The organism is Colwellia asteriadis, from assembly GCF_039523295.1.
Classification (GTDB): domain Bacteria; phylum Pseudomonadota; class Gammaproteobacteria; order Enterobacterales; family Alteromonadaceae; genus Colwellia; species Colwellia asteriadis.
This window is the reverse complement of the sequence record NZ_BAAAFA010000005.1, coordinates 288,542-314,041: the sequence shown is the minus strand read 5'-3', so window position 1 is coordinate 314,041 and position 25,500 is coordinate 288,542. Positions and strand designations below refer to the sequence as shown.

At 39.0% G+C, this 25,500-nt stretch carries 18 protein-coding genes and 1 pseudogene; 8 read left to right on the top strand and 11 right to left on the bottom strand.

Annotated elements, in window-relative coordinates; genetic code table 11:
* Nucleotides 1-365 (top strand): annotated as a pseudogene (locus ABD005_RS09365) (hypothetical protein); the annotation flags it as partial.
* 174 nt (nucleotides 366-539) lie between these two features.
* Here the strand turns inward: ABD005_RS09365 and ABD005_RS09360 are convergent.
* The 5 genes from ABD005_RS09360 to ABD005_RS09340 all read right to left on the bottom strand — a co-directional run bounded on the left by ABD005_RS09360 (nucleotide 540) and on the right by ABD005_RS09340 (nucleotide 5,095).
* A complete protein-coding gene (locus ABD005_RS09360; protein WP_215979775.1) occupies nucleotides 540-680 on the bottom strand; it encodes a hypothetical protein in 141 nt (46 codons plus the stop codon).
* Between the two features lie 333 nt (nucleotides 681-1,013).
* Entirely contained in the window at nucleotides 1,014-1,367 is a 354-nt protein-coding gene (locus ABD005_RS09355) for an RNA-binding S4 domain-containing protein (RefSeq protein ID WP_215979776.1), read from the bottom strand.
* A 160-nt stretch (nucleotides 1,368-1,527) separates the two neighbouring features.
* A complete protein-coding gene (locus tag ABD005_RS09350; protein WP_343817175.1) occupies nucleotides 1,528-2,769 on the bottom strand; it encodes a DEAD/DEAH box helicase in 1,242 nt (413 codons plus the stop codon).
* A gap of 224 nt (nucleotides 2,770-2,993) precedes the next feature.
* Nucleotides 2,994-4,037, bottom strand: a complete 1,044-nt coding sequence (locus ABD005_RS09345; RefSeq protein WP_343817173.1) for a methionine synthase — start codon at nucleotides 4,035-4,037, stop codon at nucleotides 2,994-2,996.
* A 71-nt stretch (nucleotides 4,038-4,108) separates the two neighbouring features.
* Complete coding sequence (locus ABD005_RS09340) at nucleotides 4,109-5,095, bottom strand: DUF1852 domain-containing protein (protein ID WP_215979781.1); 987 nt, start codon at nucleotides 5,093-5,095, stop codon at nucleotides 4,109-4,111.
* Between the two features lie 345 nt (nucleotides 5,096-5,440).
* On the opposite strand from ABD005_RS09340, the gene ABD005_RS09335 reads away from it, so the two are divergent.
* Both ABD005_RS09335 and ABD005_RS09330 read left to right on the top strand, forming a co-directional pair.
* A complete protein-coding gene (locus tag ABD005_RS09335; protein ID WP_215979782.1) occupies nucleotides 5,441-6,253 on the top strand; it encodes a sulfite exporter TauE/SafE family protein in 813 nt (270 codons plus the stop codon).
* Nucleotides 6,254-6,875: 622 nt separating this feature from the next.
* Entirely contained in the window at nucleotides 6,876-9,521 is a 2,646-nt protein-coding gene (locus ABD005_RS09330; RefSeq protein WP_343817170.1) for a hypothetical protein, read from the top strand.
* A 650-nt stretch (nucleotides 9,522-10,171) separates the two neighbouring features.
* Here ABD005_RS09330 and ABD005_RS09325 read toward each other — a convergent pair.
* From ABD005_RS09325 to ABD005_RS09300, 6 genes are all read right to left on the bottom strand, one after another.
* Complete coding sequence (locus ABD005_RS09325; protein ID WP_343817168.1) at nucleotides 10,172-10,366, bottom strand: hypothetical protein; 195 nt, start codon at nucleotides 10,364-10,366, stop codon at nucleotides 10,172-10,174.
* A gap of 582 nt (nucleotides 10,367-10,948) precedes the next feature.
* Nucleotides 10,949-13,546: a TonB-dependent receptor gene (locus ABD005_RS09320; protein WP_343817166.1), complete on the bottom strand. Its 2,598-nt coding sequence runs from the start codon at nucleotides 13,544-13,546 to the stop codon at nucleotides 10,949-10,951.
* A gap of 170 nt (nucleotides 13,547-13,716) precedes the next feature.
* Nucleotides 13,717-15,348, bottom strand: coding sequence for a glycoside hydrolase family 3 protein (locus ABD005_RS09315; protein ID WP_343817164.1), 1,632 nt, complete (start codon nucleotides 15,346-15,348; stop codon nucleotides 13,717-13,719).
* A gap of 93 nt (nucleotides 15,349-15,441) precedes the next feature.
* Nucleotides 15,442-16,218, bottom strand: a complete 777-nt coding sequence (locus ABD005_RS09310) for an ATP-binding cassette domain-containing protein (RefSeq protein WP_343817162.1) — start codon at nucleotides 16,216-16,218, stop codon at nucleotides 15,442-15,444.
* Complete coding sequence (locus ABD005_RS09305) at nucleotides 16,211-17,182, bottom strand: ABC transporter permease (protein WP_343817160.1); 972 nt, start codon at nucleotides 17,180-17,182, stop codon at nucleotides 16,211-16,213. Before ABD005_RS09305 ends, ABD005_RS09310 begins: the two co-directional genes overlap by 8 nt.
* Before the next feature lie 10 nt (nucleotides 17,183-17,192).
* The gene (locus ABD005_RS09300) at nucleotides 17,193-18,305 is read right to left on the bottom strand and encodes a substrate-binding domain-containing protein (RefSeq protein WP_343817158.1); all 1,113 of its coding nucleotides are present in this window, start codon (nucleotides 18,303-18,305) and stop codon (nucleotides 17,193-17,195) included.
* A gap of 191 nt (nucleotides 18,306-18,496) precedes the next feature.
* Here ABD005_RS09300 and ABD005_RS09295 point away from each other — a divergent pair, with 191 nt between their 5' ends.
* The 5 genes from ABD005_RS09295 to ABD005_RS09275 all read left to right on the top strand — a co-directional run bounded on the left by ABD005_RS09295 (nucleotide 18,497) and on the right by ABD005_RS09275 (nucleotide 25,235).
* A complete protein-coding gene (locus ABD005_RS09295; RefSeq protein WP_215979788.1) occupies nucleotides 18,497-19,687 on the top strand; it encodes an ROK family transcriptional regulator in 1,191 nt (396 codons plus the stop codon).
* A 113-nt stretch (nucleotides 19,688-19,800) separates the two neighbouring features.
* A complete protein-coding gene (locus ABD005_RS09290) occupies nucleotides 19,801-20,295 on the top strand; it encodes an FKBP-type peptidyl-prolyl cis-trans isomerase (RefSeq protein ID WP_343817155.1) in 495 nt (164 codons plus the stop codon).
* A gap of 287 nt (nucleotides 20,296-20,582) precedes the next feature.
* Nucleotides 20,583-23,180 (top strand): family 20 glycosylhydrolase, encoded by a 2,598-nt coding sequence (locus tag ABD005_RS09285; RefSeq protein ID WP_343817153.1) that lies wholly within the window; start codon nucleotides 20,583-20,585, stop codon nucleotides 23,178-23,180.
* A 551-nt stretch (nucleotides 23,181-23,731) separates the two neighbouring features.
* Entirely contained in the window at nucleotides 23,732-24,778 is a 1,047-nt protein-coding gene (locus ABD005_RS09280; RefSeq protein ID WP_343817151.1) for a carbohydrate porin, read from the top strand.
* A gap of 181 nt (nucleotides 24,779-24,959) precedes the next feature.
* Nucleotides 24,960-25,235 carry a hypothetical protein gene (locus tag ABD005_RS09275; protein WP_343817149.1) on the top strand — a complete coding sequence of 92 codons (276 nt, stop codon included), beginning with the start codon at nucleotides 24,960-24,962 and terminating at the stop codon, nucleotides 25,233-25,235.
* Nucleotides 25,236-25,500 lie beyond the last annotated feature (265 nt).

Genomic DNA, 25,500 nt, shown 5'->3' with positions numbered 1-25,500 from the left:
TACGCTACTCTTATTTAAGCTTCCGACTCGCCGAGAAGATAGAAAATATCCCCGATGGGTTAAACCTAAACCATCCAAGTATCCCCATAAAAAGAAAAATGCCAGTCAGCTTAACTGACTGGCATTGGGGGCGTTTGGTTGATAATAAAATGAAGCGTATGCGTTTTATTGGAGCCAATGGTTTACTTGTTTTACTTCCAGCTGCCGTACTGCTTGATCAGTGGGCAGCATCAGGTGTGTTTGATACTAAATTCTATGTAATTCAGGGGGTTGAGTTGCTAGCTGGGGCTATCAATTTAACGCTTATGGGGTTGAATATCCGTGAAGGCCTAAAAATATCAGGCAAATTAAACCGTTCTGCTTAAACGTCATAATACAAATTTCTCGTGTAATTTTACCAACCCATAAAAATAGTGATTTGTATAAATAGAAGAGAATGCGCTATCACTGACGGCACTCATTGTCGTTATATAAATAGATAAGGGAGCCACTGCTCCCTTATGCGCAAACAAACTCAGCAGATTAATTGATGCTGTTAGTTATGCTTGCTCAAGTATTTCACGTTGTTCTGCAACTTCAATTCTGATATCAAAATCACGAGGTAAGCTCTCATTACTATAATCAAATACGGTCGCTTCAGTTGCGTTTTCAGCGTTTAAATGTGTTTGTTGATTTTGCATAGGTAAATAACCTCTTTTAATAAGACTCACTTAATATGTAATATTATTACGTAATAATCAACCGAAATTTGTTTTTTTGTGAGGTTTTACGTATTTTTGTGGTTTTATTACTTCCTGTGGCTTTAGAGCTTTAGGTTTACGGGTTTTCATAAAAGAGGGAGATCAGAAAGTAGTTTTATCGGAGCTTAACTGTTGATAGCAAAGAAAAAGGCGAACCATTGCTGGCTCGCCTTTGAGTTTAATAACGGGTACTCGTTTAGAAAAAATACCTTGGATTTATTGGTAATAGACTCGCTATTGACGGATGCATCCGCCTTGCTAGTGCTGACGTTTCTAGCGTTCAGGCTTTACTGTAGGTTTACTGTCAGCTGAAAGCGCGCGTGCTTTACTTTTAGCTTTCTTTTTTCTTTGATCTTTTTTACTCGCTAAAACAACCGTATTGATAAATTCGGCCGATTTCTGGCTAGGGTTATAAGCGACTTCAATGGTTTTATCGTTATATTCGATAATATCACCGCGGCGAATTTTTTTACGCTTTTGCGTTACGACTTTATTATTTACTAATACACTGCCTTCGCTGATGATGGTTTTAGCTTCGCTGCCACCGCCAACCATATTGGCGATTTTGAGTAATTTATAAAGTTCTATTGGTTCAACACAAATGTCGAAAGTTGAGTGTTCAGACATGCAATACGCCTAATGGTTTTAAATAATAATATGACTAACATTCTAACATGTTTTTGAACAAAGCTTATATTTAGGGTGCGTTATAAAAGTTAGTCACTCGGTTTTTTTGGTTTTTTCTAAGCAAAATTGACGTTAATTGATGCTTACTATTAGCCCCTAGTTAGCGCCTTTTCTTTTTCGCGTTAGTCACTTTATGGTTTTTACTGTTTCTACTTGGTTTCTTAGTCGCTTTCTTTTTCTTAGCAGCTATATGCGCTTTTGAAAACTCTTTATGAAACGGCTGCTCTGTGACTACAGGAATAACTTGCCCGATACTATTTTCAATATTGGTTAATTGCCTGATATCATTTTCTACAACAAAAGAAATGGCCGCGCCACTCTTACCCGCACGAGCGGTTCGTCCAATACGGTGTACGTAGTTTCTCGGGTCTTCTGGTAGGTTGTAGTTAATCACCAAGGTAATATTATCAACGTCAATGCCGCGCGCAGCCACATCGGTTGCTACTAATACTCTTAAATTAGCGTCTTTAAAGTTTTGTAACGCTTCTTCTCTAACCGCTTGTGTTTTGCCACTGTGCAGGCTAGCTGCAGTAATTGAGGCTTTTTCGAGGGCGTTAACAATAATGTCTGCGCCATATTTTGTTTTGCAAAATATTAGTACTTTTTGATGCTCTGGTGTTTTTAGTATGTCAAAAAGCAAAGGTACTTTATTTGATTTATCCAGGTGGTAAATACTTTGATTAACCAAGTCGGCAGTCACCGCTTGCGGGGTAATTTCAACTTTTGTTGGTTTAGTTAATATCGCTTGTGCCAGTACTTCAATTTCAGCGGGCATAGTGGCAGAAAATAACAATGTTTGTCGGCTTTTTGGCAGCTTAGCGATAATATTTTGCACGTCTTTAAAAAAGCCCATGTCAAGCATGGTATCTGCTTCATCTAAAACAAAAACTTCTAATGATTTAAAGTGTATATCGCCATTTTCAATTAAGTCTAATAACCTGCCAGGGGTGGCAACTAAAATATCGAGGCCTTGCTCGATAGCGTCTACTTGCGGTTGTCTGCCAACGCCGCCATAAACAACTTTAGTTTTTAGCCCTAAGCCTTCTGCGTAGTCATCAATATTTTGCATGATTTGCGAGGCAAGCTCTCGTGTTGGCGTAAGAATTAACGAACGGGTACTCTTGGTTTTGATTTCAACGTTATTTTGACCAAACTTATTAATAATAGGTAGGGCAAAGGCGGCCGTTTTTCCTGTGCCTGTTTGCGCTATACCTAAAAGATCATTGCCATCAATTAGCGCGGGAATACATGCTTGTTGAATTGGTGTTGGCTGTGTGTAGCCTTTAAGACTAACGCGGTCAATAATTGACGCTAAAAGTGGAAATGCTGTAAATTCTGACATGCTGCCTCGAAATGCTTTACTCAATGGTTGGCTATTCTAACAGAATGCTTGTACAAAACAGGATAAGAAATTGCTTATAAGGAAAATAACTAAAGCCCAATTAATGTTTACTGCTGTAACGTTGTGTTCAAACTTTACAATAAAATAAACTTCAGCGCTGAGTAAGCTGAAGTTTATTTGTTTACTTCGAAAAACTAAACACGATAATATTTACTTTCATTGTTTTATAAAGCAAGCTCTTTTCGCACAATTTCAGCGCCTGCACTTAAGGCATGTAGTTTGCCTTGTGCTACTTGATGAGATAACGGTGCCATGCCGCAATTAGTGCAAGGGTAGAGCTTATCAGCATCGACAAACTGCAACGCTTTTCGCAAAGTTGCAGCCACTTCTTCGGGTGTTTCAATGATGTTGCTAGCGACATCAATAGCGCCGACCATAACTTTTTTACCTCGAATCAATTCAAGTAAATCCATTGGTACATGTGAGTTATGACACTCTAGTGAGATAATATCGATACTTGACTGTTGCAGTTTTGGAAACGCTTCTTCATATTGTCGCCACTGTGAGCCTAAAGTTTTTTTCCAATCAGTATTGGCTTTTATGCCATAGCCATAACAAATATGTACGGCTGTTTCGCATTTTAGCCCTTCAATGGCTCTTTCTAAGCAGGCAATGCCCCAGTCATTTACCTCGTCAAAAAACACATTAAAGGCAGGTTCATCAAATTGAATAATATCAACCCCTGCAGCTTCTAATTCTTTCGCTTCTTGGTTAAGAATAATGGCAAACTCCCAAGCGAGTTTTTCACGGCTTTTATAATGATCATCATAAAGGGTGTCTACCATTGTCATAGGACCGGGCAGCGCCCATTTTATTGGTTGTTTAGTTTGCTTACGTAAAAATTTAGCGTCTTCAACAAATACCGACTTTTGACGACTCACTGGGCCAACAACCGTAGGCACGCTGGCGTCATATCTATCACGAATTTTAACAGTTTTACGTTTTTCAAAATCAACACCGTTAAGATGCTCAATAAAAGTGGTGACAAAATGTTGGCGTGTTTGCTCACCGTCACTGACAATATCAATGTCAGCGTGTTGTTGGTTTTGTAATGACAAGCGCAGTGCATCGTGTTTTCCTACAGCTAATTCTTCGTCTTGTAATTTCCAAGGTGACCACAGGGTTTCAGGCTCTGCCAACCATAAAGGCTTAGGTAAACTACCTGCTGTTGATGTAGGTAATAAGGTGTTGTTGGTCAGTGTTTTCATAATAAATAATACCGTGTATTTAGTTAACTTTTAGCTCTTAACTTTTAATTTTCGACTTAGCGCTATAACGATTAAGCGCAGCTATTGGCGTAGTTAGCAGACCACTGCTCAAGTACAGTTTGATAAGGTTTGATGAAGTTTTCTTCAGCAAATTTACCTTGCTCATTCGCTAGCTTGCTGCGCTCTTCTCGGTCATAAACAATTTGCGTTAATGAATGATCTTGGTTTTTTAAGTTAGGTTGGTACGACTTTCCTGCAACCGCATTGGCATTATAAATTTCAGGCCGATAAATCTTTTGAAACGTTTCCATGGTGCTGATGGTGCTAATAAACTCAAGGTTAGTGTAGTCGTTGAGTAAATCACCAAAGAAATAGAAAGCCAGCGGTGCAACGCTGTTTGGCGGCATGAAATAACGTACCGATAAGCCCATTTTTTTGAAATATTGCTCAGTTAAAGACGACTCATTAGGTTGGTACTCAACCCCTAATACTGGATGTTGATTTTCAGTGCGATGATAGGTTTTGTTATCTGACACACTTAAGCATATTACCGGTGGTTTGTTAAAGTTTTGTTGGTAAGCACTTGAGTTAACAAAATACTGAAAAAGTTTGCCGTGTAGCTCACCAAAGTTATCAGGAATACTAAAACTGCTTTGATTTTTATTATGATTTTGCAGTAATACACTAAAATCATAATCTCGCACATAAGACGAGAAGTTATTGCCAACAATGCCTTCAATGCGCTTGTTGGTTTTATGATCAACAATATTCGTTTTTAATACTTCAATTGACGGAAAGCTCTGTCCGCTGTTTTCAATATCTATATCTACTGAAATAATTTCAAGCTCAACAGAGTAACGATCGCCTTTAGGGTTGTCCCAATTGGCCAGCGCATTGAAGCGATTATTAATCATGGTTAGTGCGTTACGTAAATTGGCTTGACGGTAGTCGCCTCTGGCCAAGTTGGCAAAATTAGTGGTAATACGCGTGCTGTTCGATGGCTGATAGTTTTCATCAAGCGCAAGGCTTTTTAAGGTAAATATAAAATCTTTGTTCATGTTAGTCAGTATCCTATTTGCTGAGACAAAACCAAAAGTTGTTGTTTGCTCTTGCTAGACTATGCAACGTTGCCATTGTGTTTTCGGCGTTGTGCCAGTGACTTATTCAACATTGATTTTCATCTTGTTTGGCCATCTGGCTGTCTAACTTTAGCGGCTGAGTGAATTTATACGTGGATAGCTAGCTGATGAAAAGCGCATTTATTTCACATAGGGTATGAGAAATATTCATGCCCTTTATGTTTGAATGTTCACGCGGGTGTAGGCTATATTAGCTCGCCTGATAAGAGCAAAGTGGTATTTAGCTCTTTACTAACCTTTTGAAAATATTAAGAAGTGAGCTGTATGAGTGAGTTATTGTTGTTAATTATATACTGCGCCATACTCGGTAGTGGTGTGGGCTTTTTAGCTGGGCTGTTAGGTATTGGTGGCGGCTTAGTGATTGTGCCAGTATTGAGCGTTATTTTACTTCACTTTGATATTGTACCCCTTGAGCAAGCAGTAATCGTTGCTATTGCTACCTCATTAGCCTCAATACTTTTTACCTCCACCTCTTCAGCATTAGCACATCATAAACATGGTAATGTTCCTTGGGAAATTGCGCCGTGGATAATGACAGGTGTTGCGCTTGGCGCACTAATTAGTGGCTTTCTCGCAGCGCTGTTACCTGAGAATGTAGTGCGGATAATATTTGCGGTGAGCGTGGTACTTATTGCCTTGAAAATGTTTTACAGTAGTCGCAAAGTAGATGCTCCAATAGAACGTGAAATGCCTAATAAAGCATTGCTAACATTTTTTACCACCATCACCGGTGGTTTGTCGGCCATGATAGGTATTGGTGGTGGTGCATTGTTAGTGCCGTTGTTAACGTTTTTTTCAATCGACATGAGAAAAGCCATTGGTTGTGCTTCGGCTTGCGGTATTGTTATCGCCTTATTTGGTTCAATAGGTTACATCACTTCTGGTAGTTCACATTTCGCTGTAGCAGATGGTTTTGCCGGTTTTGTCTATTTACCCGCTTTATTAGGCATTGTTTGCACCTCTTGGTTTACCGCGCCTTTAGGAGCAAAAGCTACCGCACATTTACCTGTGCCGTTGGTCAAAAAAATATTCGCAGCGCTACTATTGTTGATGGCGGTAAATATGGTAATGCGTTAAGGATAGTAATGCGTTAAGGGTAGCGTAACTACCTGTTTTATTTGGTTATTATAACCTAACATGATGCTGTGGCGGTTATTGTTAGCGATATTTATATCTTGCTGAGGTAAGAGTGGGAAACTCCACTCTTATCTTCGTTAAATTTCTTCAACAAACTGATAAATATAACTTAAAATATTTCAATTGCTTTTCACTCACGCAGCCTTAAGCTTCGTGCAATCGATTCACTATTGATAAGTTTCCTCTCCAGATTTTTAAACAAAAATCAGCTGTAAATTATCACAATTACACCAGTGTAACTTTAACTCACAACACCACTCATTTAGTACACCTATAGAGATAACAAAGCACTATTAGCATGACTAAACAAATAAGATAGTTTGTGCTTGTTTCTTATCATATTGAAATTATTATATTTTAGTGGTTTTTTAGGTTTTTTTTACAATGATTAGTAAAAATGCTTGACTTATTTTTGCTGACTACCTACTGTTTGTTGGTGCATTTTTAATCGTTCTGATTTTTAAGGTGAACGTAATTTGAGGAATAAATGTACTTAATCATTCCCTAAAAAATTGGGGCTGGTTAACCATGACTGACTAACACCAAAAGGTAAATACACATTATGAAAGCAACAATAAAAACGAAAATGAAATATTTAACCGCCTGTATATTTTTAACAGCGGGCGGACAGGCCCAGCTGGCAAATGCTGGAGATATGACAAATTTCTTAGATGCATTACGTGGATTTGAGTCTGGTTTGCCTGACGCTACAGATGCGATTGTTAATGGCTATAAAACTGGTTACAACGATAATACAGCCCGTACATACAGCTACTTAAAAAAAGATGCTCAAGGTAATGATATTCCTGGCCGTATAGATTTGGCTTGTGATGGTAGTGTCGTTGGTGAAACGCATTCGGTTAAAAGGTATTTCCAAAAGTTAGATGTTGATCGTTTTTATGACAATAATGCTTCTCTTGCCGATCGTAAGCGAATGATCAGAAAAATGCAGTATAGCTCACTCAATGCTTGGGGGTTTGTTGGTTATCAAAATGGCGAAGCAACCCTTATCACCTCTGGTTATTATATTCCTCAAACTGAAGGTGGCCTGAGCAAATATTACTCCGCTCGACCAGCAAGTGAGTGGGCGGCTACTGGTACCGGTCGACAAAGTGAAGCTACATGTACCGGTGTTAAAGAAACGATTCAATTTAGATGGGAAGGTGGCACCGTTGACTTATTAACACCGCAGGTTAATGAGTGGTTAGGTACTTTCAGCGGTAAGAGCGATATTTATCAGTTTGATGATATGCGTATACCAGCAAAACAAGAGCAGATCATTCGCGCGCTAATGCGCTCTAACTATATTAAGTTTCGTGAATTGATGCAGGAACGAGGTAAGGATTGGTCAGATATACTAGGTACAAGCTATGACTATATTCATATTGAAAATGGTCAGCAAGTGACTAAAACTACTACTATCACTATGTCTGGCATAATAGCAGCTACTCACTTACGTGGAGCTTTAGGGGTTATCAATGCTATTTTTGAAGGTACAGATGCGGGTGATGAAACAGGCACAACAGCTGGCTTTTATATGGATATGTTTAAAGGTCATGACACCTTGTTTGATACGCCGAGTAATGACATTATTTCTGGAACGCAGCACCCTGAAATGCTATTTGCTGGCTGGGGTAACGACACCGTCACAACAGGCGATGGTAAAGATCAGATAGTTATCCAGAAAAACGCTTCAGGTAATACGCAGACCGTGATTAATGACTTTGCCCTCGGAACAGATCGTATATCTCTTGGTACAGAGTGGACAGGTTCCCCTTTAGCCCAAATGACTATTACCAGTACTAGTGATCAAACAGGTTCGGTATTAACACTTCCGGGTAACCAATCGATAGTATTACAAGGCGTACCTAGCAGTAGCCTACCGACAAATATGGATGATTATATTGTCCATGCAAAAAGCTACGTGCAGGGTTGGGGTGGAACGAGAGAAACCATTACGGGTTTCCGCCCTATGCTTGACAAAATTATTCCAGAAAGACATGTTACTGTTTCCGACTTGAGCGCCTTTGAAAACGCAGCCGGTAACCTAGAGGTAGGCACCGATACTTGGAATACTAAAGAGCTTGTTGGCCTTAAGTTAGCCGACCTAACTGCCGAGATGTTTTCTGAAATGACAGGTGATATATCTCAGCTTGGTGGTATCACTATTCCAGCCAGACCGGTGGTTATTGCTAATGGTGACACTGCTGCAAATGGCGGTGATATGATTAATCTTACTGGTAGCGTAACAGGAACGAGTAATTATGAGTGGACTCAAGTTGAGCCATTATCTCCTAAGGCGACTATTAATAATCCAACAGCATTAAATACTTCGATAATATTACCAACGGTTAGCTCAACAACAGAGTTCTACTTTCAATTAAAAGGAGTTAACGGATTAGCCAGTAATGCTGCTTCTCATGCTGTGCTAGTGAGTGCAGGCACGAATACAGGTAACAACGCACCAACCGCTGTGGTTTCTTCTTCAGCAACGAGTGTGGTTGAAGGTCAAACTGTTAATTTATCAGGTGCTAGCTCTACCGATCCAGATGCGAATACCACATTGAGCTATCAATGGAGTGCCTCACCAGCCAATGCTGGTAGCTTCAACTCACCAACGATTGATAGCCCTACATTTACGGCTGCTAATGTTACTGCCGATACCAGTGTGAATATTACGCTAGTAGTTAGCGACGGTGAGCTAAGCGATAGCGCTTCAACTTGGGTAACGGTCACTGACTCTACAGTAGGTAATAGTGCGCCAACAGCAGTAGTTTCAGCGTCAGCAGCGAACGTTGTGGAAGGTAACTCAATTACTCTTAATGGTGCTAACTCTACCGACCCTGACGCTAATGATACATTGACTTATCAGTGGAGTGTTTCGCCAGCTAGTGCAGGTAGCTTTAGTTCATCAACGGCGGCTAACCCAACATTTACCGCAGCCAGTGTCTCAGCAGATACTATCGCTACTGTTAGCTTAACGGTTAGTGATGGAACGCTTAGTGATACTGCAACTAATGCAGTAACTATCACTAATGAAACAACTGGAACAACGGTAACTCCATGGGTTGCAGGTCAAACAGTAGTGAGCAATGGCGATGTTGTTTCTTACAATGGTTCATGTTTTGCAGCTCAAAATAACCCAGGTACTTGGGAAACACCAACATCTACTTCTACTTGGTTCTGGACTGAAGTTTCATGTAACTAATGTTCATTTAAGTAGTCATAGCATAAAGACAAACAGCGACCTAACAAGTCGCTGTTTTTTTAGACTTATTTTTTACTTGCCCATTCTCCGTAATTTAACTTATAAACTTGCGCCGCTCGTGTCTAAATTCAATCAGGATAAATATTGTTTATTTAGGTTTTATCATGTTGGATTAAGAGCTTTTTAAGTTAAGTACACACTTAAGGGTCACTAAATAGCCCTAATACATAATTACACCCTGATTATATCTCTATTAATTGAGTTTAAACTGACTCATAATGCAGCTAAAGCAGCACATGATAAAATGTTAACATTAAATCAATAAACATAATTGAGCGCTAACAAGGCAATAGAAGCAACCAGATTGGTTATAGTAAGGAGAGCTTACTTCGATTCTTTGACATGAGAACTTAAGTGGCAGTGTAACGTGAAGTGCTACAGTAATCATAAGCTATGTACTTGATTAATTTATAATATATGCATCTGAAGTTGTTGAAATGGTTACCTGACTAACGTAATTATAGTTAATTATGCTAAACAATTAGCTTCAACCTTTAAAGGGGAGGGAGGTAATGGACAAAGATCTCATTACCTCAATCAGTTAAGTACCCAATTTGTCAGTTAATGCATAACTGTTGAATAATGAGCTGTTATATTTCAGTACACTTCCCATCAACACATTTAAAGCACTTATAGCCAAAACCAGCTGGGAAGTTAATACAAAACACCGTCGGATCTTCTTGCGATGAGGCTCCTTCGTTACTAGCTGCGATAGCGTTAACACTTCCGAATAAAAGCGCAGAAACCATAACTACTACATATTTAGCTCTTAATAATTTTTTCATTATATTTCCTATAAAGTTTATTTTTTAAGTCTCTAATTACCAAAGAAGAAACTCGATATGTTGCTTTTTCAAGCAACAACCTTATATTAAGAATCTCAAACCAATAAGTCAAATGTTTTTACTTATTGGTTTATCTATAAGGTGTTGATAAGTAATTTACTATATTGGGTTTGGTGAAGGGGCTTAATTAAACATTTGTTAATGTAGATGTTAATCATTACACTCATTGCTTCCTATAACGACTGTAAGGCTTTTAAACAAGACCTAAAACATATAAATGAACAACAAGAACCTAAAGAGCTAGGGGCCTTTTAAGCGTTTGGATGATAAATGCTCAAGTACTTCAGTTTTATAGAATTGCTTTATGTGTATTAGCTTAGAGGTAGAACAAATAAAAAGTTTTTTGAAAAACAAAAAAGCCAGATTTAAAAAAAATCTGGCTAGGCCTAAAATGGCAATCCATTGCCACGTGTAAATCGTTTAATTTAACTGTTGCCAGTGAGGTAAACGATAGCTAATCATATGATAGGAACGTGTCAAACCTATCATATGAGAAGAGGGGGGCTTGGTATTAATGTTGTCTTAAAACTTAATACTTGCACCAAGGTAGTAGCGAGTACCAAACTCATCGATACTATGAACTACATTACCAAAGTCAGGTTGGCGTAATACTAACGCTTCGTTGGTCAAGTTAACGGCTTCAAGCGAGATATCAAGATTATCCATAGCATGCCAAATAACAGAGGCATCTAACTGGCTGTATGGGTCATTCACGCTTGCACTGCCGCTATTGTTATAGTTACGCATGAATTCATCACGGTAGTTATAGGCTAAGCGAGCACTAAAGTTATCGTCTTCATAGTATGCAGAAAGGTTAAATGAGTTTTTTGATACTTCGTTTAGCGGTACTGTTTTACCAGCAGAGTTTGTTACTTCACTGTCGGTATAGGTGTAATTACCTTGTACGCCAAAACCATTATCAAAAGCATGTTGAATTTGTAGCTCTAAGCCCGTTACATCACCAGTACCAACATTACGAGAGCGAGTTACTAAACAGGTTTGTGAACATCCATCATAAGGCTCTACCGCAGCGGTTGTTTCAATATAATCGCTGATGTTTTTAATAAAGAAAGTTGCGCCAACAATAGAAGCTTCGTCAAAGTACCATTCTAAACCGATATCGTATTGGTCAGCTTTGTAAGGTTCAAGGTTAGGGCTACCAACAGTTGCTGTAGCAAAGCTAACAGAGATTGTTTCAGCCATTTGCATCGCATCGTAATCAGGGCGTGAAATAGTAGAGCCTGCAGCAAAGCGGAAAATAAGATCATCAGAAATATCTGCGGCAATATTCACACTCGGTAAAAAGTTACTGTAATCATTCTTTCCTTGTGAAGGTAAGCCATCAATACTGCCTTTTGATAATACGTCAGTGTCAACATAGCGTAAGCCTACGTTACCGCGGAAGCCATCACCTTCAAAGTTACCTTTTACATAGAATGCGGTAATGTCTTCTTCAATTGAAAATTGGCTTAATGTTGTCGTAGTATCTGCTTGATTCTGATAAGCATAATCCCATATTCCAGCACCGTCAGCCACTGGGAATGCTGATAAGCTGCCATCGCGTCCTTCTTTACTATGTAAGCCACTCACAAAGCCGCCGTTGTAATCACTAAGGTTTAAACCATCAGCGATTGCTTTGTTTACGTCAACATCACGATAATCACCACGTGAAGCAAAGGTTTGACTTTGATATTTTAAGCCGAAATCAAGTGTGGTAAACATGCCTTTATCAAGCTGGTAAGAGAAATCAGATTGTATATAGTCAATATCGTTATCACGAACATAATTTATGTAGGTAAATTCTTGAAAAATATCAAAATTACTATGGCTACTTAAGTAATCTGAATTAGTGGGAATAATTTCAAGTGCACCTGCTACATCATAGGTGTAACCGCCATTAGCAGCATTTGTTGTGTCGCCCCACCAAGTACTGCTTTGTAATGTACGCCCTTCAGCGCTAGAGCTACCAGCAACGAAACCTATTGACCAATCATTCACGGTATACTCTAGTGTAAAGTTTAGTGCGTCGGTTTGCATTTCAGGCTTACGTAAAACGGTATTATTAAATAATGGTGGTGACCCTGCGCCATTGGCAGCATTTGTGGTTGCACGCGTGAGTACACCTGCGTTGTTTGTGGTAATAGAATTACTATCAAGCGTACCAAAGCTAACAATACCAAACATTGCAGTGTTGATATGGTCGTTATTTAACTCGAACAAGTTATAATTTAAGCCCATCAGTAGATTATCTGTCGGGGCGTACTGCACAGTTATTTGACTACTTGTACGTTCTCTATCTTCATCAAATAAAATTGATGACATGTAACCATAAGAGTTGTGAGATACGCCATTATCATCCATAAGGCTACCGCTAGGTGTACCAAAACTTGATAGAGTTTCACGATATACTTTAGATTGTTCATTTGAATAGGCGACTAAGATACCAAAGGTTTCATCGTCGGTTTTCCAGCTACCCAACGCAGAGTATGCAGGATCCCACTCTTCAGAGTTTTCATGGTAAGCCCCCTCAACAGAAGCAAACACAGTACCTGCGTCTAATTCGAGCGGCTTACGAGTTTTTAGGTTAACCGTACCACCGATTGCGCCTTCGTTAACATCAGCTTCGACAGATTTATATAAGTCCATGCCTGAAACTTGCTCTGACGCTAACATTTCAAAGTTGAAGCTACGGTTAATACCACCTAAATCAAACCAACCCACACTAGCAACATTTTGGCCATTAAGTAATACCATACTATGCTCGGGCGCTGTACCACGTACTGTTACGCCACTCACTTCACCGTAGGTTCTAACCACGGTAACACCAGGGATACGCTGCATCGCATCACCGATGTTTTTATCTGGAAATTTACCAATATCTTCTGCAGATATAGAGTCTAAAACTGAATCACTAAAACGTTTGCTATTTAACGCTTTAGTTAAGCTGCCGCGTATACCTTTCACCTGAATGATTTCTACGTCACTTTTATCAGCAAGATTGTTATCTGCCGCTTCAGCGGCATAAACATTACCCATGGCACCTGTTAATGCAATAGTGCTAAATGAAATAAAGCGCATCGCGGTATTATTTTTAATTAAGTTGGTTAACTTTTTTGACATACCCTTATCCTCTCTTGTTATAGTTTTTATGTACTTGTTATATTTTTTATTCGTCTAGCTTTTACTTTGTTAATAAAATCTTGTTAGTAACTATTATGTAAATCGTTTTTACTAATTAAATAATCAATCATTTTGACTAAATGTCAACCAATTATTAAGAACAATTTATTTTAAAAGGTGTATTTTTCTTCAAGTAACCGTTTTGCAAGCTCTCTAGCGCTAACTGAACGACTTGAATAAGTACAGACATAAGTGTTTATGGCACATTTTTGACTTAACTCTGTAAGTTCATAGTCTGAACGAAGTGCTAATACCATTAGCTTATTGGTAAATAATTGTTGGGCTTGCTCGATACGTTGAAGCTGCTCTTGCTGAGGAAAAGTTTCTCCTGGCAGAGGATAATCTTCAGTCAAGATAACAAGAGGTCGCTCTATATCGAGTGTCTTATTACCTGCTAGAACTTGAGAAAACTCTTCATAGGGCAGGTACGTTACTTTTGCGTTGGATTGCTGTAATTGTTGATAAAAAACTTGGCTTGCTGGCACAGCGTCATTTGGACCAATACCGCGACTATTAACTAGGTTTTCATAACTTGCTGGGTTAACAGCGCAAGTAAAGTAAAATTCTGATTGCCCTAATGGCCATAGTCCTTCATTATTTTTAAGCACGCTAATAGCTTGCTGAGCTGCTTCTTTAGCGACTTTATTACCGGTATCGACCGGCGACTTATTGGTTGATGGTTTATTATTAACTTTTTGATATTTAAAGCACAAAACATGCTTTAAGGTTTGGTCAATTTGAGCCAAACTCAGCTCACCACTATGTACTGCTTCAATAACACCGTTAATGGTTTCTTGTTGTATTTGCTTATAGGGAGTTGTTTCATTTTCATAATGCTCTTCACTAAGCATAATTAAATGCGCGCCAGCTTTGAGCGCAAGAATAGCGGCTTCACTTGGTGAATAATTTTTTCTCATTGCCCACATATTCATGCTGTCGGTAATAATGAGCCCTGTAAAACCAAGTTCGTCTTTTAATAGTTCTGTTAATATCTTTCGAGAAAGTGTTGCTGGGTATTGAGCATCAATTTCTGGGTAGTTAATATGCGCGGTCATAATGATGCCAACATCATTATTAATTGCTGCAATAAAAGGGGGTAAGTCTTCACTCAGTAATTGACTGGTGTTTTTAGTAACCTCAGGTAAAGAGCGATGACTGTCCGTTGCTGTATCACCATGACCAGGGAAATGCTTTGCGCAGGCAATATTACCCGTGCGATTAATGCCTTGTACTGCTGCTGCAACATGTTGAGCCACATGGCTAGGTTTTTCACCAAACGCGCGTTGACCTATAATCGGGTTATTTGGATTACTATTAACGTCAGCGCAAGGAGATAGCAAGGTGTTGTAACCTATAGCTTGCATTTGCTCGGCAAAAATTTGGTACATATTCGCTGTTAGGTTGGCATCGTTTGCGACCCCTAATGCTAAGTTACCGGGGCCTAAATCAGTCTCTGTGGTTAGTATTCCCCAAGCACCTTCTTGGTCTACTGCAAGTAATAAAGGTGCATCACAAGCACGTAAAGCGGCTTGTTTTTGTAATTGTGCTGATAATATGTTCGCTTCTTTTAAGGTGTTTGCATTGTCATCCGTCAGGTAAAAGCCACCGACATGCATATTTTTCACTAAATCGAGCGCGTACTCATTGTCTTGTCCTGCGAAAGCTAAGACAAAAAGTTGTCCGACTTTTTCTTCAATAGTTAGCGTCGGGATAAGTTGTTCAATTTTCTTTAAGTAACTCATTTTGCATTCCTTAGGCAAAGCGAAGCCCTGTCGCGAGTTTCATGGTATTAAACATGCTCGCGATGTAGATTTTTCGATAACGTTATTGAGCGACTAAGCGGCTATTTTTTTAGCACCAGTAATTAGCGCCACTAAGTCTTCTTTGGTTACATCAGGAACTGCGACATCGGCAACTGAACTCCCTTGATACAACACCACCGCTCTGTCACAGGTTTCGACGACATGCTGCATGTTATGACTGATCAGTAATACGGCAACACCTTGTGAACTGATGACCTTGATCAAGTCATTCACTTGTGCGCTTTGTTCAACGCCGAGTGCTGCCGTAGGCTCATCCATAATAACAATATCAGCGCCCCAGTTTACCGCTCTAGCAATGGCTATTGCTTGTCGTTGGCCACCTGACAAGTTATGAATTTGTTCACTGTAAGAGGGGATACGTGTATTTAATCGATTTAAAGACTTTCTTGCTCGTTTGGTCATGGCTTTAGTGTCAAGCCAACCTAACCAGCGCAGAATTGGGTTTTTGTGTTTTATTTCTCTATTGAGAAATAAATTTTGCACAATATCAAACTCAGGAATCATTGCTAAGTCTTGGAATACTGTTTCTATACCCGCGGAGCGGGCATCTTCAGGTGAGCTAATATAAACAGACTTGCCATTAACTTTAATATCACCACCGTCAGGTGCATGAACCCCTGAAATACACTTAACTAAGGTAGACTTACCTGCGCCATTGTCACCTAACAAGCCAACGACTTCACCTTTGTTTATAGTGAAAGTTACGTCTTGCAGTGCATGTACGCCACCAAAACTTTTCTTAATTGAGCTAAGCTCTAAAGCCACTTGATCTAATGCTGATCTAACCATTATTTCGTACCTCTTTAACACCAATAGCAACCGCAACCACCAAAATAACACCGCGAGTAATCATTTGCTCATTGGTGGAAAAGCCTGACAAAATTAGTCCGTTGTTAATAATACCCATTAACCACGTACCTAAAATAGCACCGACAATACAAGCTCTGCCACCAAATAAGCTAGTGCCACCAATGGCTACAGCTGCTATTACCGTTAATAAGTCTGCTTCACCTAGAGTGTATCTTGCGCCATGTAAGCGCCCAGCATAAAGTAAGCCTGCTAATGCGGCGGCCGTTGATGAGGCAATTAAGGCATAAACGCGTATCTTAGTTACTTTTATACCCATAGCTCTTGCAGCAGCAGGGTTACCACCAACCGCTAATAGGTGTCGACCTGCGGCAAGCTTTTTCAAAATGATATAAGCACAGCCACCAATTATTAAGGTCCACAGTAGTAATATTGGCATGCCTAATACTTTTCCTGAGCCAAAGAAATAGGTGAAGTCTTGATTAATAATTGGAACCGATTCTAAATTGGTTAATTGTCTGGCAATACCGGTGATTATTCCCATAGTACCTAAGGTAATAAGTAGTGACGATACTTGTAGCCGCTCAATTAATAAACCATTAATTAAGCCGACGGTAACACCCACTAAAAGTGCGCCTAAAACCGCGAGTGGAATACCAGTATGTTGTAATAACAACGCACCTACTAATGCACTTAATGCGACCACCGAGCCAATAGATAAGTCGATATGACCTACGGCTAAGGCAAAGGTTAAACCCACAGCCATAATAGTTAACGGCGCTGTTTGTTTAACAATATTCATAAAGTTGGATAACGTTAAAAAAGCCGTATCGTGTAAAATAACTGCGAAAAAGAATAAAACGAAGAAGAAGATATAATAAATAAATGCCTCTCGTTGCAAAGCAAACTGCTTCATTTGGTTTAGTGATAACATTTTAGCACTCATAGGGGATCCTTTACTGTTGTAATGCTTGTTTTAGTAATTTCGGTAAAGGCTTTTTAAATGCTTCTAGCCATGCCGTTGTAATGTTTGTTCGAGTAACTTTATCAAAAGGGACAATAGTCACTTGTGCCGCTTGTTGCCCAAGTATTGACGCTGCACCTAATTTAGCCATAGTTGCGCCAATGTCATAAGGTCTATCGGCGACTGTGCCGTATAAATTTCTGTTGGTTGCCATATCTAATAAGTTGTTGACCCCTAAATCATGGGTGATCACCTTAATATCAGGTCTATCTAATGATCTTAATGCTTCTATTACCCCTTCAGCTGCACTATCCCATGAGACATAAATTGCTTCAATTTCTGGATTTTTTAGTACCATTGCTGCGGCAATGTTGCTGGTGTCGCTTTCTTTAACGAAACCTTTCTCGATAACAATCTCTATATTTGGCGCAGCGCTTAACGCTTCTCTAAAAGCACTGTCTCGGTTGTTAGTAATAAAGTAATTAGCATCATGATAAATCATGCCTAATTTACCTTTATCTGACTTACTTGGTTGATTTAGTGCCTCTATAGCTAATTCAGCCGCTGCTCTTCCCATACCAAACATATCATCGGTAACAATACCAACATAATCTTTATGGTGCACAAAGCCTTCAATAGGGTTACTTAACAGCACTAACTTAGCACCGCTATCAATGGCGTTACGGTAACTGTTTTTAGTACTGGTACTATCAACGGAGAGTGACAAAATAATGTCTGGCTTAAGTGCGCTTACATTTTCTAAGTCGGCCACTTGTTTAGCAGGATCGAACTGGGCGTCGGTAACCGCAATAACATCGATGCCAAGTGTTGAAAATGTTTCTCTTGCGCCTTGGTTAACCGCACTAACCCATGAGCTAGAGCCGTGCCATACTAATGCTGCCGTGAGCTTTTTAGTTTTTAACTGCGCTACTTGTTGTTCAGATAAGCTAATATTTTCTGATTTATCTGCATTAGTAATGCTGTTAAAGTCAATTGCTAATGCAGAGGAAGTAAAAGAAATAAGTAAAAAAGCAAAAGCAGTAGCAATGCTTTTACTGACTAAATGGCAATGATTACGACCATGAAAGTAACGTGATAGTGTCATAAATGAACCTGATTTGATTGTTTAATAAACTCTATAGTAAAGATAAAAAACATTAAGTCAAATGTTTTGACTTAATGTTTTTTATCTTTTTTGCAGTAAACAAACTAAAAATTTTTAACAAACGGTACTTTATAATTTAAAGTACGTACAATGATCTTGATGACAAATAATTCCCATAGGTGTGTGCTCACTTGAAAGGCTCGAACTCCAAAAAAAATAAAGCCTTAAACTTACGTTTAGTGCTCTCAGAAATAGTTACTCAACGGCCAATTTCCCGAGTGGAGATTTCTCGACGTACGCACCTGACCAAGCAAACAATTACCAACATGGTTGAAGAGCTGCTCGATATTGGCTTAGTCATTGAAGTGGGTATTAAAAAAGAAGGTGCAGTTGGTAAGCCCTCAAAGATGCTCGATCTAAACCCCGAGGGCTGCTATAGCTTTTCGATTCGTATGTTTTTACAAAAGATAGAGCTGGGCATTTTTTCGTTAACCGGCTTAGCGATTGTCAAAATGGAAGCAGAGTATAACCAAGGGAATGAGTTAAGCGTTATTAGTGAGTCATTTAATACACTAATGGCTCAAGCAAAATTAAAAAAATCGCAAATTCTTGGTGCAGGTATTACTTTTGTCAGTAACAAAGAGCACAACCTGTTAACGTATCAAAAAAGTATGGATTTTAAAGTTGCGTTAACAGAAACATTAGCGTTACCAATAGCGACTGAAAATACGGCCTCAGCTTGTGCTGCCTATCAAATGTTATATGGCGAAGCCAAACATTTACATAGTTTTGTTTGTGTGCATATTTCGGATGTGGTTGAAGCAGCGGTTGTTTATGATCGAAGTATATTACTCGGCGCAAATGGCTTAACAGGTGCCATTGGTGAAATGTTTGTTACGCCAGAGACGGATGAAAAAACTGTGGAACTAGGGCGATTAAACGATTTTGCTTCACTTAACTCTTTACAAGCGCATTTTGCCAAGTCGTTTACTAGTCAAGAAGCGTTGATGGAATACTGCTATAACAATCCGAAAGTATTTGAACAGTGGTTAGAAAAGTCTGCCGAGCCAATGCGCATCGCGATACATTCATTGGAAACCTTATTAAACTGCCAAACCATTATTATTGGTGGTGATGTCGACTCATGGTTTTTAGATAAGTTTATTACCCAGCTGCGACCTTATATTCCATCTATTGCCCAATACGGTGATAGAAGTGTTGTCCGCTTAATTAAAGTGCCTAAAGTTGAAGAGCTAACCTTAAAAGCGACGGCAACATTACCGCTACATGCCGCTTTATCTATGGGTAATATGCAAACGTTGTCTTTACCACCGTTTAATAGTTTAGAGCCAGTGCAACAACTGATTTATTTAGCAGAATAAATCAGTACTTGTACGATGGATTAACTTTGCATAACTTGTGTTAGTTATGCCACCAACCATAAAACATCTATTTTTTGGTAGGCTGCTTTAAGATTATTAGCAAGAGAAATAATATGTTGATACGCACTTTTTTTGCCAGTTTAATTTGTACTTTGGTGCTTGGCTGCGCTAGTTCAAGTAACTCGGGTAATTTGTACAACCAAGAAGAAGCTAATGCGATTAAGGGCAAGCACTGGTTAATGATGAACCTTAAACGAGAAGGGGTTTTAGCCACAGACTCTGGATTACAGTATACCGTTTTAGAACCAAGCTCGGGTTGTAAACCTGATCCAGACTATAAAGTAACTGTGCACTATCAAATGTTTTCAGTGGCCTCGCAAAAAATGATTGATAGCAGTTACCAACGCGGAAATCCTGATAAATTTGCTCTCTCTAAAATGGTCAAAGGTTGGCGTGAAGGAGTTCCTATGATGAAAGTTGGTGAAACTTGGGAGTTTTATATACCGTCTGATCTTGCTTATGGTAGTAGAGGTTTGCCGGGCTCAGTTGCACCCAACAGTGTACTGATTTCACAAATAACATTGCTTGATGCCCGTTGTTATAATTAACCACTGATAGATATTAAATTAATTGACTATTTAAACAATAATTTGTATTCAGTTGTAACTCAAAGATAACAAGGGTAGGAATAAATAATATTTTCTTGTATTATTTCAGTCACTTTTTAGGCAGTTGCTTTTGTAGTGTTGTAAGGTTTAGCGAATTAAATCTTCTGTGCGCTACTAAAATCAAGCGATAAGCCATAAGTTAATGTCGTTGGTGTAATGTCTTATTTTGACGTCAATAAATGCTAACGTGGTAAATTTACAACAAAAATAAAATAAGGAAGATTCCCTTGTCATTTAAGAAACTTTTATTAGCAAACTTGCTGGTGACTTTACCACTAACCGCACAGGCGGGTTTATCTCAACAGCAACTTAATAGCTTTGCGTCAGATGCCGAAGTGCACTTTGAAGTGGTAGATAACTTTGTTTTTGGTAGCTCATCTCACAATGGGCGAGTTATTTTAGATAATAAGTCAAAGGTAGCTATTCCTGCTGGCGTCAGTGACTGGGCTATTTACATGCACGTTACTCGTGTTATTGATGAAGAGCAACAAACCGCAAAAGCTCATGGTTTGAATATCGAACATGTGCAGGGTGACTTACATCGCATAGTGCCAACGAAAGACTTTAAAGGCTTAGCCGCAGGTGAAACGCTGGCGATAAACTATAAAGGGGCTGCTTGGATCGTTAGTATGACTGACTTTATGCCAAGAACCTTTATTGTTAGTGGCAAAGCTAAGCCTGCTATTTTCGCGAATACAGATACCGAAGATAGCTTCTCTTATGTTAAACCTATGGTTCGCCCTGAGCAGTATTTACGTTATAACGAGCCAAAAGATTTATTTCCAAAAACGGATGCCGCTTTACGTTATAAAGCTAACTTAGCCGCGCAAGATTTTAGCTTAAGCCGTGAAGAAGTTACCCGTAAAATCATTCCTACGCCGCGCAGTGTTGATCATAATCGCGGTGAAACAACGTTTTCAGACCAATGGCAAATTCGTTACGCAGGTAGTTTAAAAAACGAAGTAACCTATTTACAAGCACAATTAGCCGATTACGGTTTAAGTAAGCTTGATGTACAAGCCGAGCACGTTCCATCAGCTAAAAAACAAGTGCTTTCACTTAAAGTGAATGCCAACTTAAATCATGAAGGTAAGCCCGGCTATAACTTAACGGTTGATAAAAATACTATTGAAATTATTGCCACAGATAATGCCAATGCATTTTACGCTATTCAATCATTACTAAGTTTAATGCCAACGGATAAAAAAGCACCAATAAACTTACCTCGTCTTGAAGTTGAAGATTCAGCGCGCTATGAATGGCGTGGTATGCACTATGATATTGGTCGTAACTTCCATGGTAAAGACAATATTTTAAAGCTGATTGAGCAAATGGCTCATTACAAGCTTAATAAGCTACATTTACACATGACAGAAGATGAAGGCTGGCGTTTACAAATACCAGGCTTACCTGAGTTAACCGATGTTGGTGCAAAGCGCTGTTTTGATTTAACGGAACAAAGCTGTTTATTAACACAACTAGGTGCAGGTCCTCATGGCGATGCCGTTGGTAATGGTTATTTGACTCGTGAAGATTTCATTGAAATATTAAAATTTGCGACAGTTCGCCATATTGAAGTGATCCCTGAGGTTGATTTACCGGGCCACGCTAGAGCGGCAATTAAGTCAATGGAAGCGCGTTATAACAATTTAATGAAAGCGGGTAAAAAAGAAGAAGCCAAAGCCTATTTACTGACGCATCCAAAAGATACTTCTAAATACTTAACGGTACAAAACTATAACGATAACTCAATGGATGTTTGTTTAGACTCAAGCTACAACTTCATTGATAAAGTGCTCTATGAAATGCAGGTCATGTATCGCGATGCTGGTATTGACTTGAAAAAAGTACACTTAGGTGGTGATGAAGTTGGCGCGGGCTCTTGGGCAGGTTCTCCTGCGTGTCAGGCATTATTTATTGAGCCGGGCAATGGCATATCAGGCGTACAAGATTTAAAAGCGTACTTTATGTCACGTGCTTCTAAACTATTAGCTAACCGTGGTTTAGCGATGGGTGGCTGGGAAGATGGCTTAATGTATAGCCGCACAGCAACCTTTGATCGTGACAGCTTAGCCCCAGATCAAGTATGGGCTAACCCTTGGGATAATATTTGGGAGTGGGGTGTTGCTGATAGAGCATACCGTTTAGCGAATGAAGGTTATGATGTGGTGTTATCTTCTGGCTCACATTTATACTTAGATCACCCATATGAAGCTCACCCAGAATCACGCGGTTATTACTGGGCAACACGCTTTACCGACACTAAACGTGTTTTTGGTTACATGCCAGATAACTTATACGCTAATGCTGACTATACCCGTCAAGGTGTTCCTATTGATAACTTAGAAGACTTAGTTGGTCGCGCTATGCCTAAATTAGAAAAGCCAGAAAACATTTTAGGTATGCAAGGCAATGTCTGGAGTGAAACTATTCGTACTGCTGAGCAAATGCAAGAAATGGTGTTCCCAAGAATTATCGCCATTGCTGAACGTGCATGGCACAAAGCAGATTGGGAAGGTGATAAGGTTAATGCAAAAGACAGAAACAAGCAGTGGGCTGAATTTGCCAATGTATTAGCAGCTAAAGAGTTTTCCAGAATGTCGAATAAAGGTATTCATTATTACTTACCTATTCCGGGTGGCGTGATTAATGATGGAAAATTATCAGCAAACGTTGCGCTACCTAGCTTTAGTATTGAGTACAGCTTAGATGGTCAATCGTGGCAAAGTTACCAAAGCCCAGTGACGGTAAAAGGTAATGTATGGCTGCGCAGCAAAGCGGTAGACGGTCGTGTTAGTCGTGCGACAGAGGTTGTAGCTAAGTAGCCTTTTTAAATGGTTCATTGAAGTTATTCAGATAGATAACTCTGCCTCGCTCAAAGAGCAAAGTGGTTCGCCACTTTGCTCTTTTTTGATCTATCAAGACAAAGCTTTTCTAATTAACCTGAACTCGGTTTAAGAGATATTTAACAAATTGAAATATCAGTAAAAATTACTTTTCTGAGTCTCTAGCTTGATAGTTTTTCTTCTTTTCATATGATAAGCAAGACAAATTTCGCGTCAATAGGGAGCTATTGCAAGTAAATTTAACGAAGAAGTTAGGAAAAGTAGCTGCTAGAGAAACATTTGTTAAGCCGATCTCAGGTTAATTAAGCGTTAGATATTGAAGCATCAGCTAATCAGGCTCATTTAAATTGCGCTCGTTGTTATCGTAAGTTGAATATTTAAAGGTGCTCAACTAAGGTTAACTAAGTAGCTGCTCTCAAAGCTTTTTATTGAAAAATACCAGCCATATTTACGGGTACTTCTTGATATCAATCATTGATTTGTATTTAGGCTTTATACTAAATACAAGTTTGCATACAGTAGGTAAGTTTATGATTAGAAAAAGTTGTTTAACACTAAGTGCTATATGTCTCTATGTGAGCACAGCCTATAGTCACGAATTTACTGCCACCGTTGTTAATGACGCGAGTAATGTTGTTTCTGGTGGTGTTAATGAAACCTCTGCTGTGAGAACTTTAGTTAATGCTAGCGCATTGTTTAATTTGTCTGAGCATTATAGTTTTTATGCTGATGGTGCTTTACTTAGAGGGGATGATGGCGGTTTAGACACTGGCGCTATTCAAGCTTACTCTAATATTGACGAAGCCGAATTTGAAGATATTTATGAAGTTTGGTTTGAAGGGAGCTATCAAGAGCAAGGACTACGTTTTAAGTTAGGTCAAATAGATGCTAATAGTGAGTTCGCCTTTATTGAGCATGGCGGCGAATTTATTCATTCATCAATGGGGTTTACGCCAACGATTGCATTTATGCCAACCTACCCAACGCCGACGTTAGCAGGCGCTATTAACTGGAAAGCAACGGGGAGTGGTAATATTGCTTTTGGTTTTTTTTCTGATGATTCAAATGAATTTGATGAAGTTTTCTATATTGCAGAGTGGGCTCAACGCTTTAACAATGTTGTCGCTAAAATAGGTGTTTGGCACCAAACTGGCGATATAGAAACCTTTACAGTAGCAAATCATAAAGAGGGCACTGAGGGGGCTTATATGATTGTTGAGGGCTCGTTAGATAATTATTGGCTTTCTTCTCAATCATCATCGTGGTTTGCGCAAATGGGTTATGCAGACGATGAAGTGAGTGAGTTGAACTTTCATTTTGGCGCAGGTATCGCTTGGTATGCTCCATTTAACAGAGCAGGAGATAAGACAGGGATTGGCGTTAACCATGTATCAACGAGTCATTATTTACATAATGAATTACAAAAGTCCGAAACAGCTTACGAAGTTTTTTATCGTTTTCAAGTCAATGATTACCTCGCTTTTAAGCCAGATATTCAGTACATAGTTAATCCCGCTACCGATAAAAGTTTAGACAATGTCTTGGTTGTAACCCTGCGTACTGAGATAACTTTTTGATGCTCTTCGCTAGTGATTATTAAACCGCTCTTTGGACTTTTTAATAATCATCGTACTACTCCTGTATTATTTATATTTATTTGATATTGTTGTGGTTATTTAAACTATGGCAAAATGAATTGAAAGCTAATGCTCGGCAATAGGCCCAGCAATAAATATTATGATAACAACGGAGAGTTAGATGAATATCGCAGCATTTATAATTGCATTAATAGGCGCACTTGTCGTTTTTGGTGGCTTTTTCTTTAGTAAAAGGCTTGAATCAAAAGTTAAATCTGGTGCTTTAAGAGTTATCTCAGCGATTGGAGGATTTCTTTTGATCCCTTTAATAATTACAGCCACAGGATTACTACCAAGTGACTCAGTGCAAGCTGGAAAATATTTTTTCTATATTATGATTATTGGGATTATTTTGTCATTAATCTTTGGCAGAAAGAAGTCAGTAGCGAACTCGTAACATTTGAGTATTAATAACTTACCACACTAATCACGACCTAATCACGACACATTTTTATTAAAATAAGAGCTAAGGCACAGTAACGGTTTAGCTCTTTACTCCTCTTCATTTTTTAGCAAGTAACTGTCTTATTTTCCCTGGAATTAGATAAAAGTCATATTGTGTCTAAACTTTATTGGATAGTAAGCGGTCTGAACTTGAGATAAACCAAATTATTCAACAAGTGAGTTTATACGTTATTGTCAATAACGAATTAACCATCGAC

Excerpts from the sequence above, each read along its gene's own strand:
- ABD005_RS09305 (WP_343817160.1), bottom strand. The coding sequence starts at position 17,182 with ATGAGTGCTAAAATGTTATCACTAAACCAAATGAAGCAGTTTGCTTTG.
- ABD005_RS09275 (WP_343817149.1), top strand. The coding sequence starts at position 24,960 with ATGAATATCGCAGCATTTATAATTGCATTAATAGGCGCACTTGTCGTT.
- ABD005_RS09320 (WP_343817166.1), bottom strand. The coding sequence starts at position 13,546 with ATGTCAAAAAAGTTAACCAACTTAATTAAAAATAATACCGCGATGCGC.
- ABD005_RS09355 (WP_215979776.1), bottom strand. The coding sequence starts at position 1,367 with ATGTCTGAACACTCAACTTTCGACATTTGTGTTGAACCAATAGAACTT.
- ABD005_RS09345 (WP_343817173.1), bottom strand. The coding sequence starts at position 4,037 with ATGAAAACACTGACCAACAACACCTTATTACCTACATCAACAGCAGGT.
- ABD005_RS09360 (WP_215979775.1), bottom strand. The coding sequence starts at position 680 with ATGCAAAATCAACAAACACATTTAAACGCTGAAAACGCAACTGAAGCG.
- ABD005_RS09325 (WP_343817168.1), bottom strand. The coding sequence starts at position 10,366 with ATGAAAAAATTATTAAGAGCTAAATATGTAGTAGTTATGGTTTCTGCG.
- ABD005_RS09310 (WP_343817162.1), bottom strand. The coding sequence starts at position 16,218 with ATGGTTAGATCAGCATTAGATCAAGTGGCTTTAGAGCTTAGCTCAATT.
- ABD005_RS09350 (WP_343817175.1), bottom strand. The coding sequence starts at position 2,769 with ATGTCAGAATTTACAGCATTTCCACTTTTAGCGTCAATTATTGACCGC.
- ABD005_RS09280 (WP_343817151.1), top strand. The coding sequence starts at position 23,732 with ATGATTAGAAAAAGTTGTTTAACACTAAGTGCTATATGTCTCTATGTG.
- ABD005_RS09330 (WP_343817170.1), top strand. The coding sequence starts at position 6,876 with ATGAAAGCAACAATAAAAACGAAAATGAAATATTTAACCGCCTGTATA.
- ABD005_RS09290 (WP_343817155.1), top strand. The coding sequence starts at position 19,801 with ATGTTGATACGCACTTTTTTTGCCAGTTTAATTTGTACTTTGGTGCTT.
- ABD005_RS09315 (WP_343817164.1), bottom strand. The coding sequence starts at position 15,348 with ATGAGTTACTTAAAGAAAATTGAACAACTTATCCCGACGCTAACTATT.
- ABD005_RS09300 (WP_343817158.1), bottom strand. The coding sequence starts at position 18,305 with ATGACACTATCACGTTACTTTCATGGTCGTAATCATTGCCATTTAGTC.
- ABD005_RS09340 (WP_215979781.1), bottom strand. The coding sequence starts at position 5,095 with ATGAACAAAGATTTTATATTTACCTTAAAAAGCCTTGCGCTTGATGAA.
- ABD005_RS09335 (WP_215979782.1), top strand. The coding sequence starts at position 5,441 with ATGAGTGAGTTATTGTTGTTAATTATATACTGCGCCATACTCGGTAGT.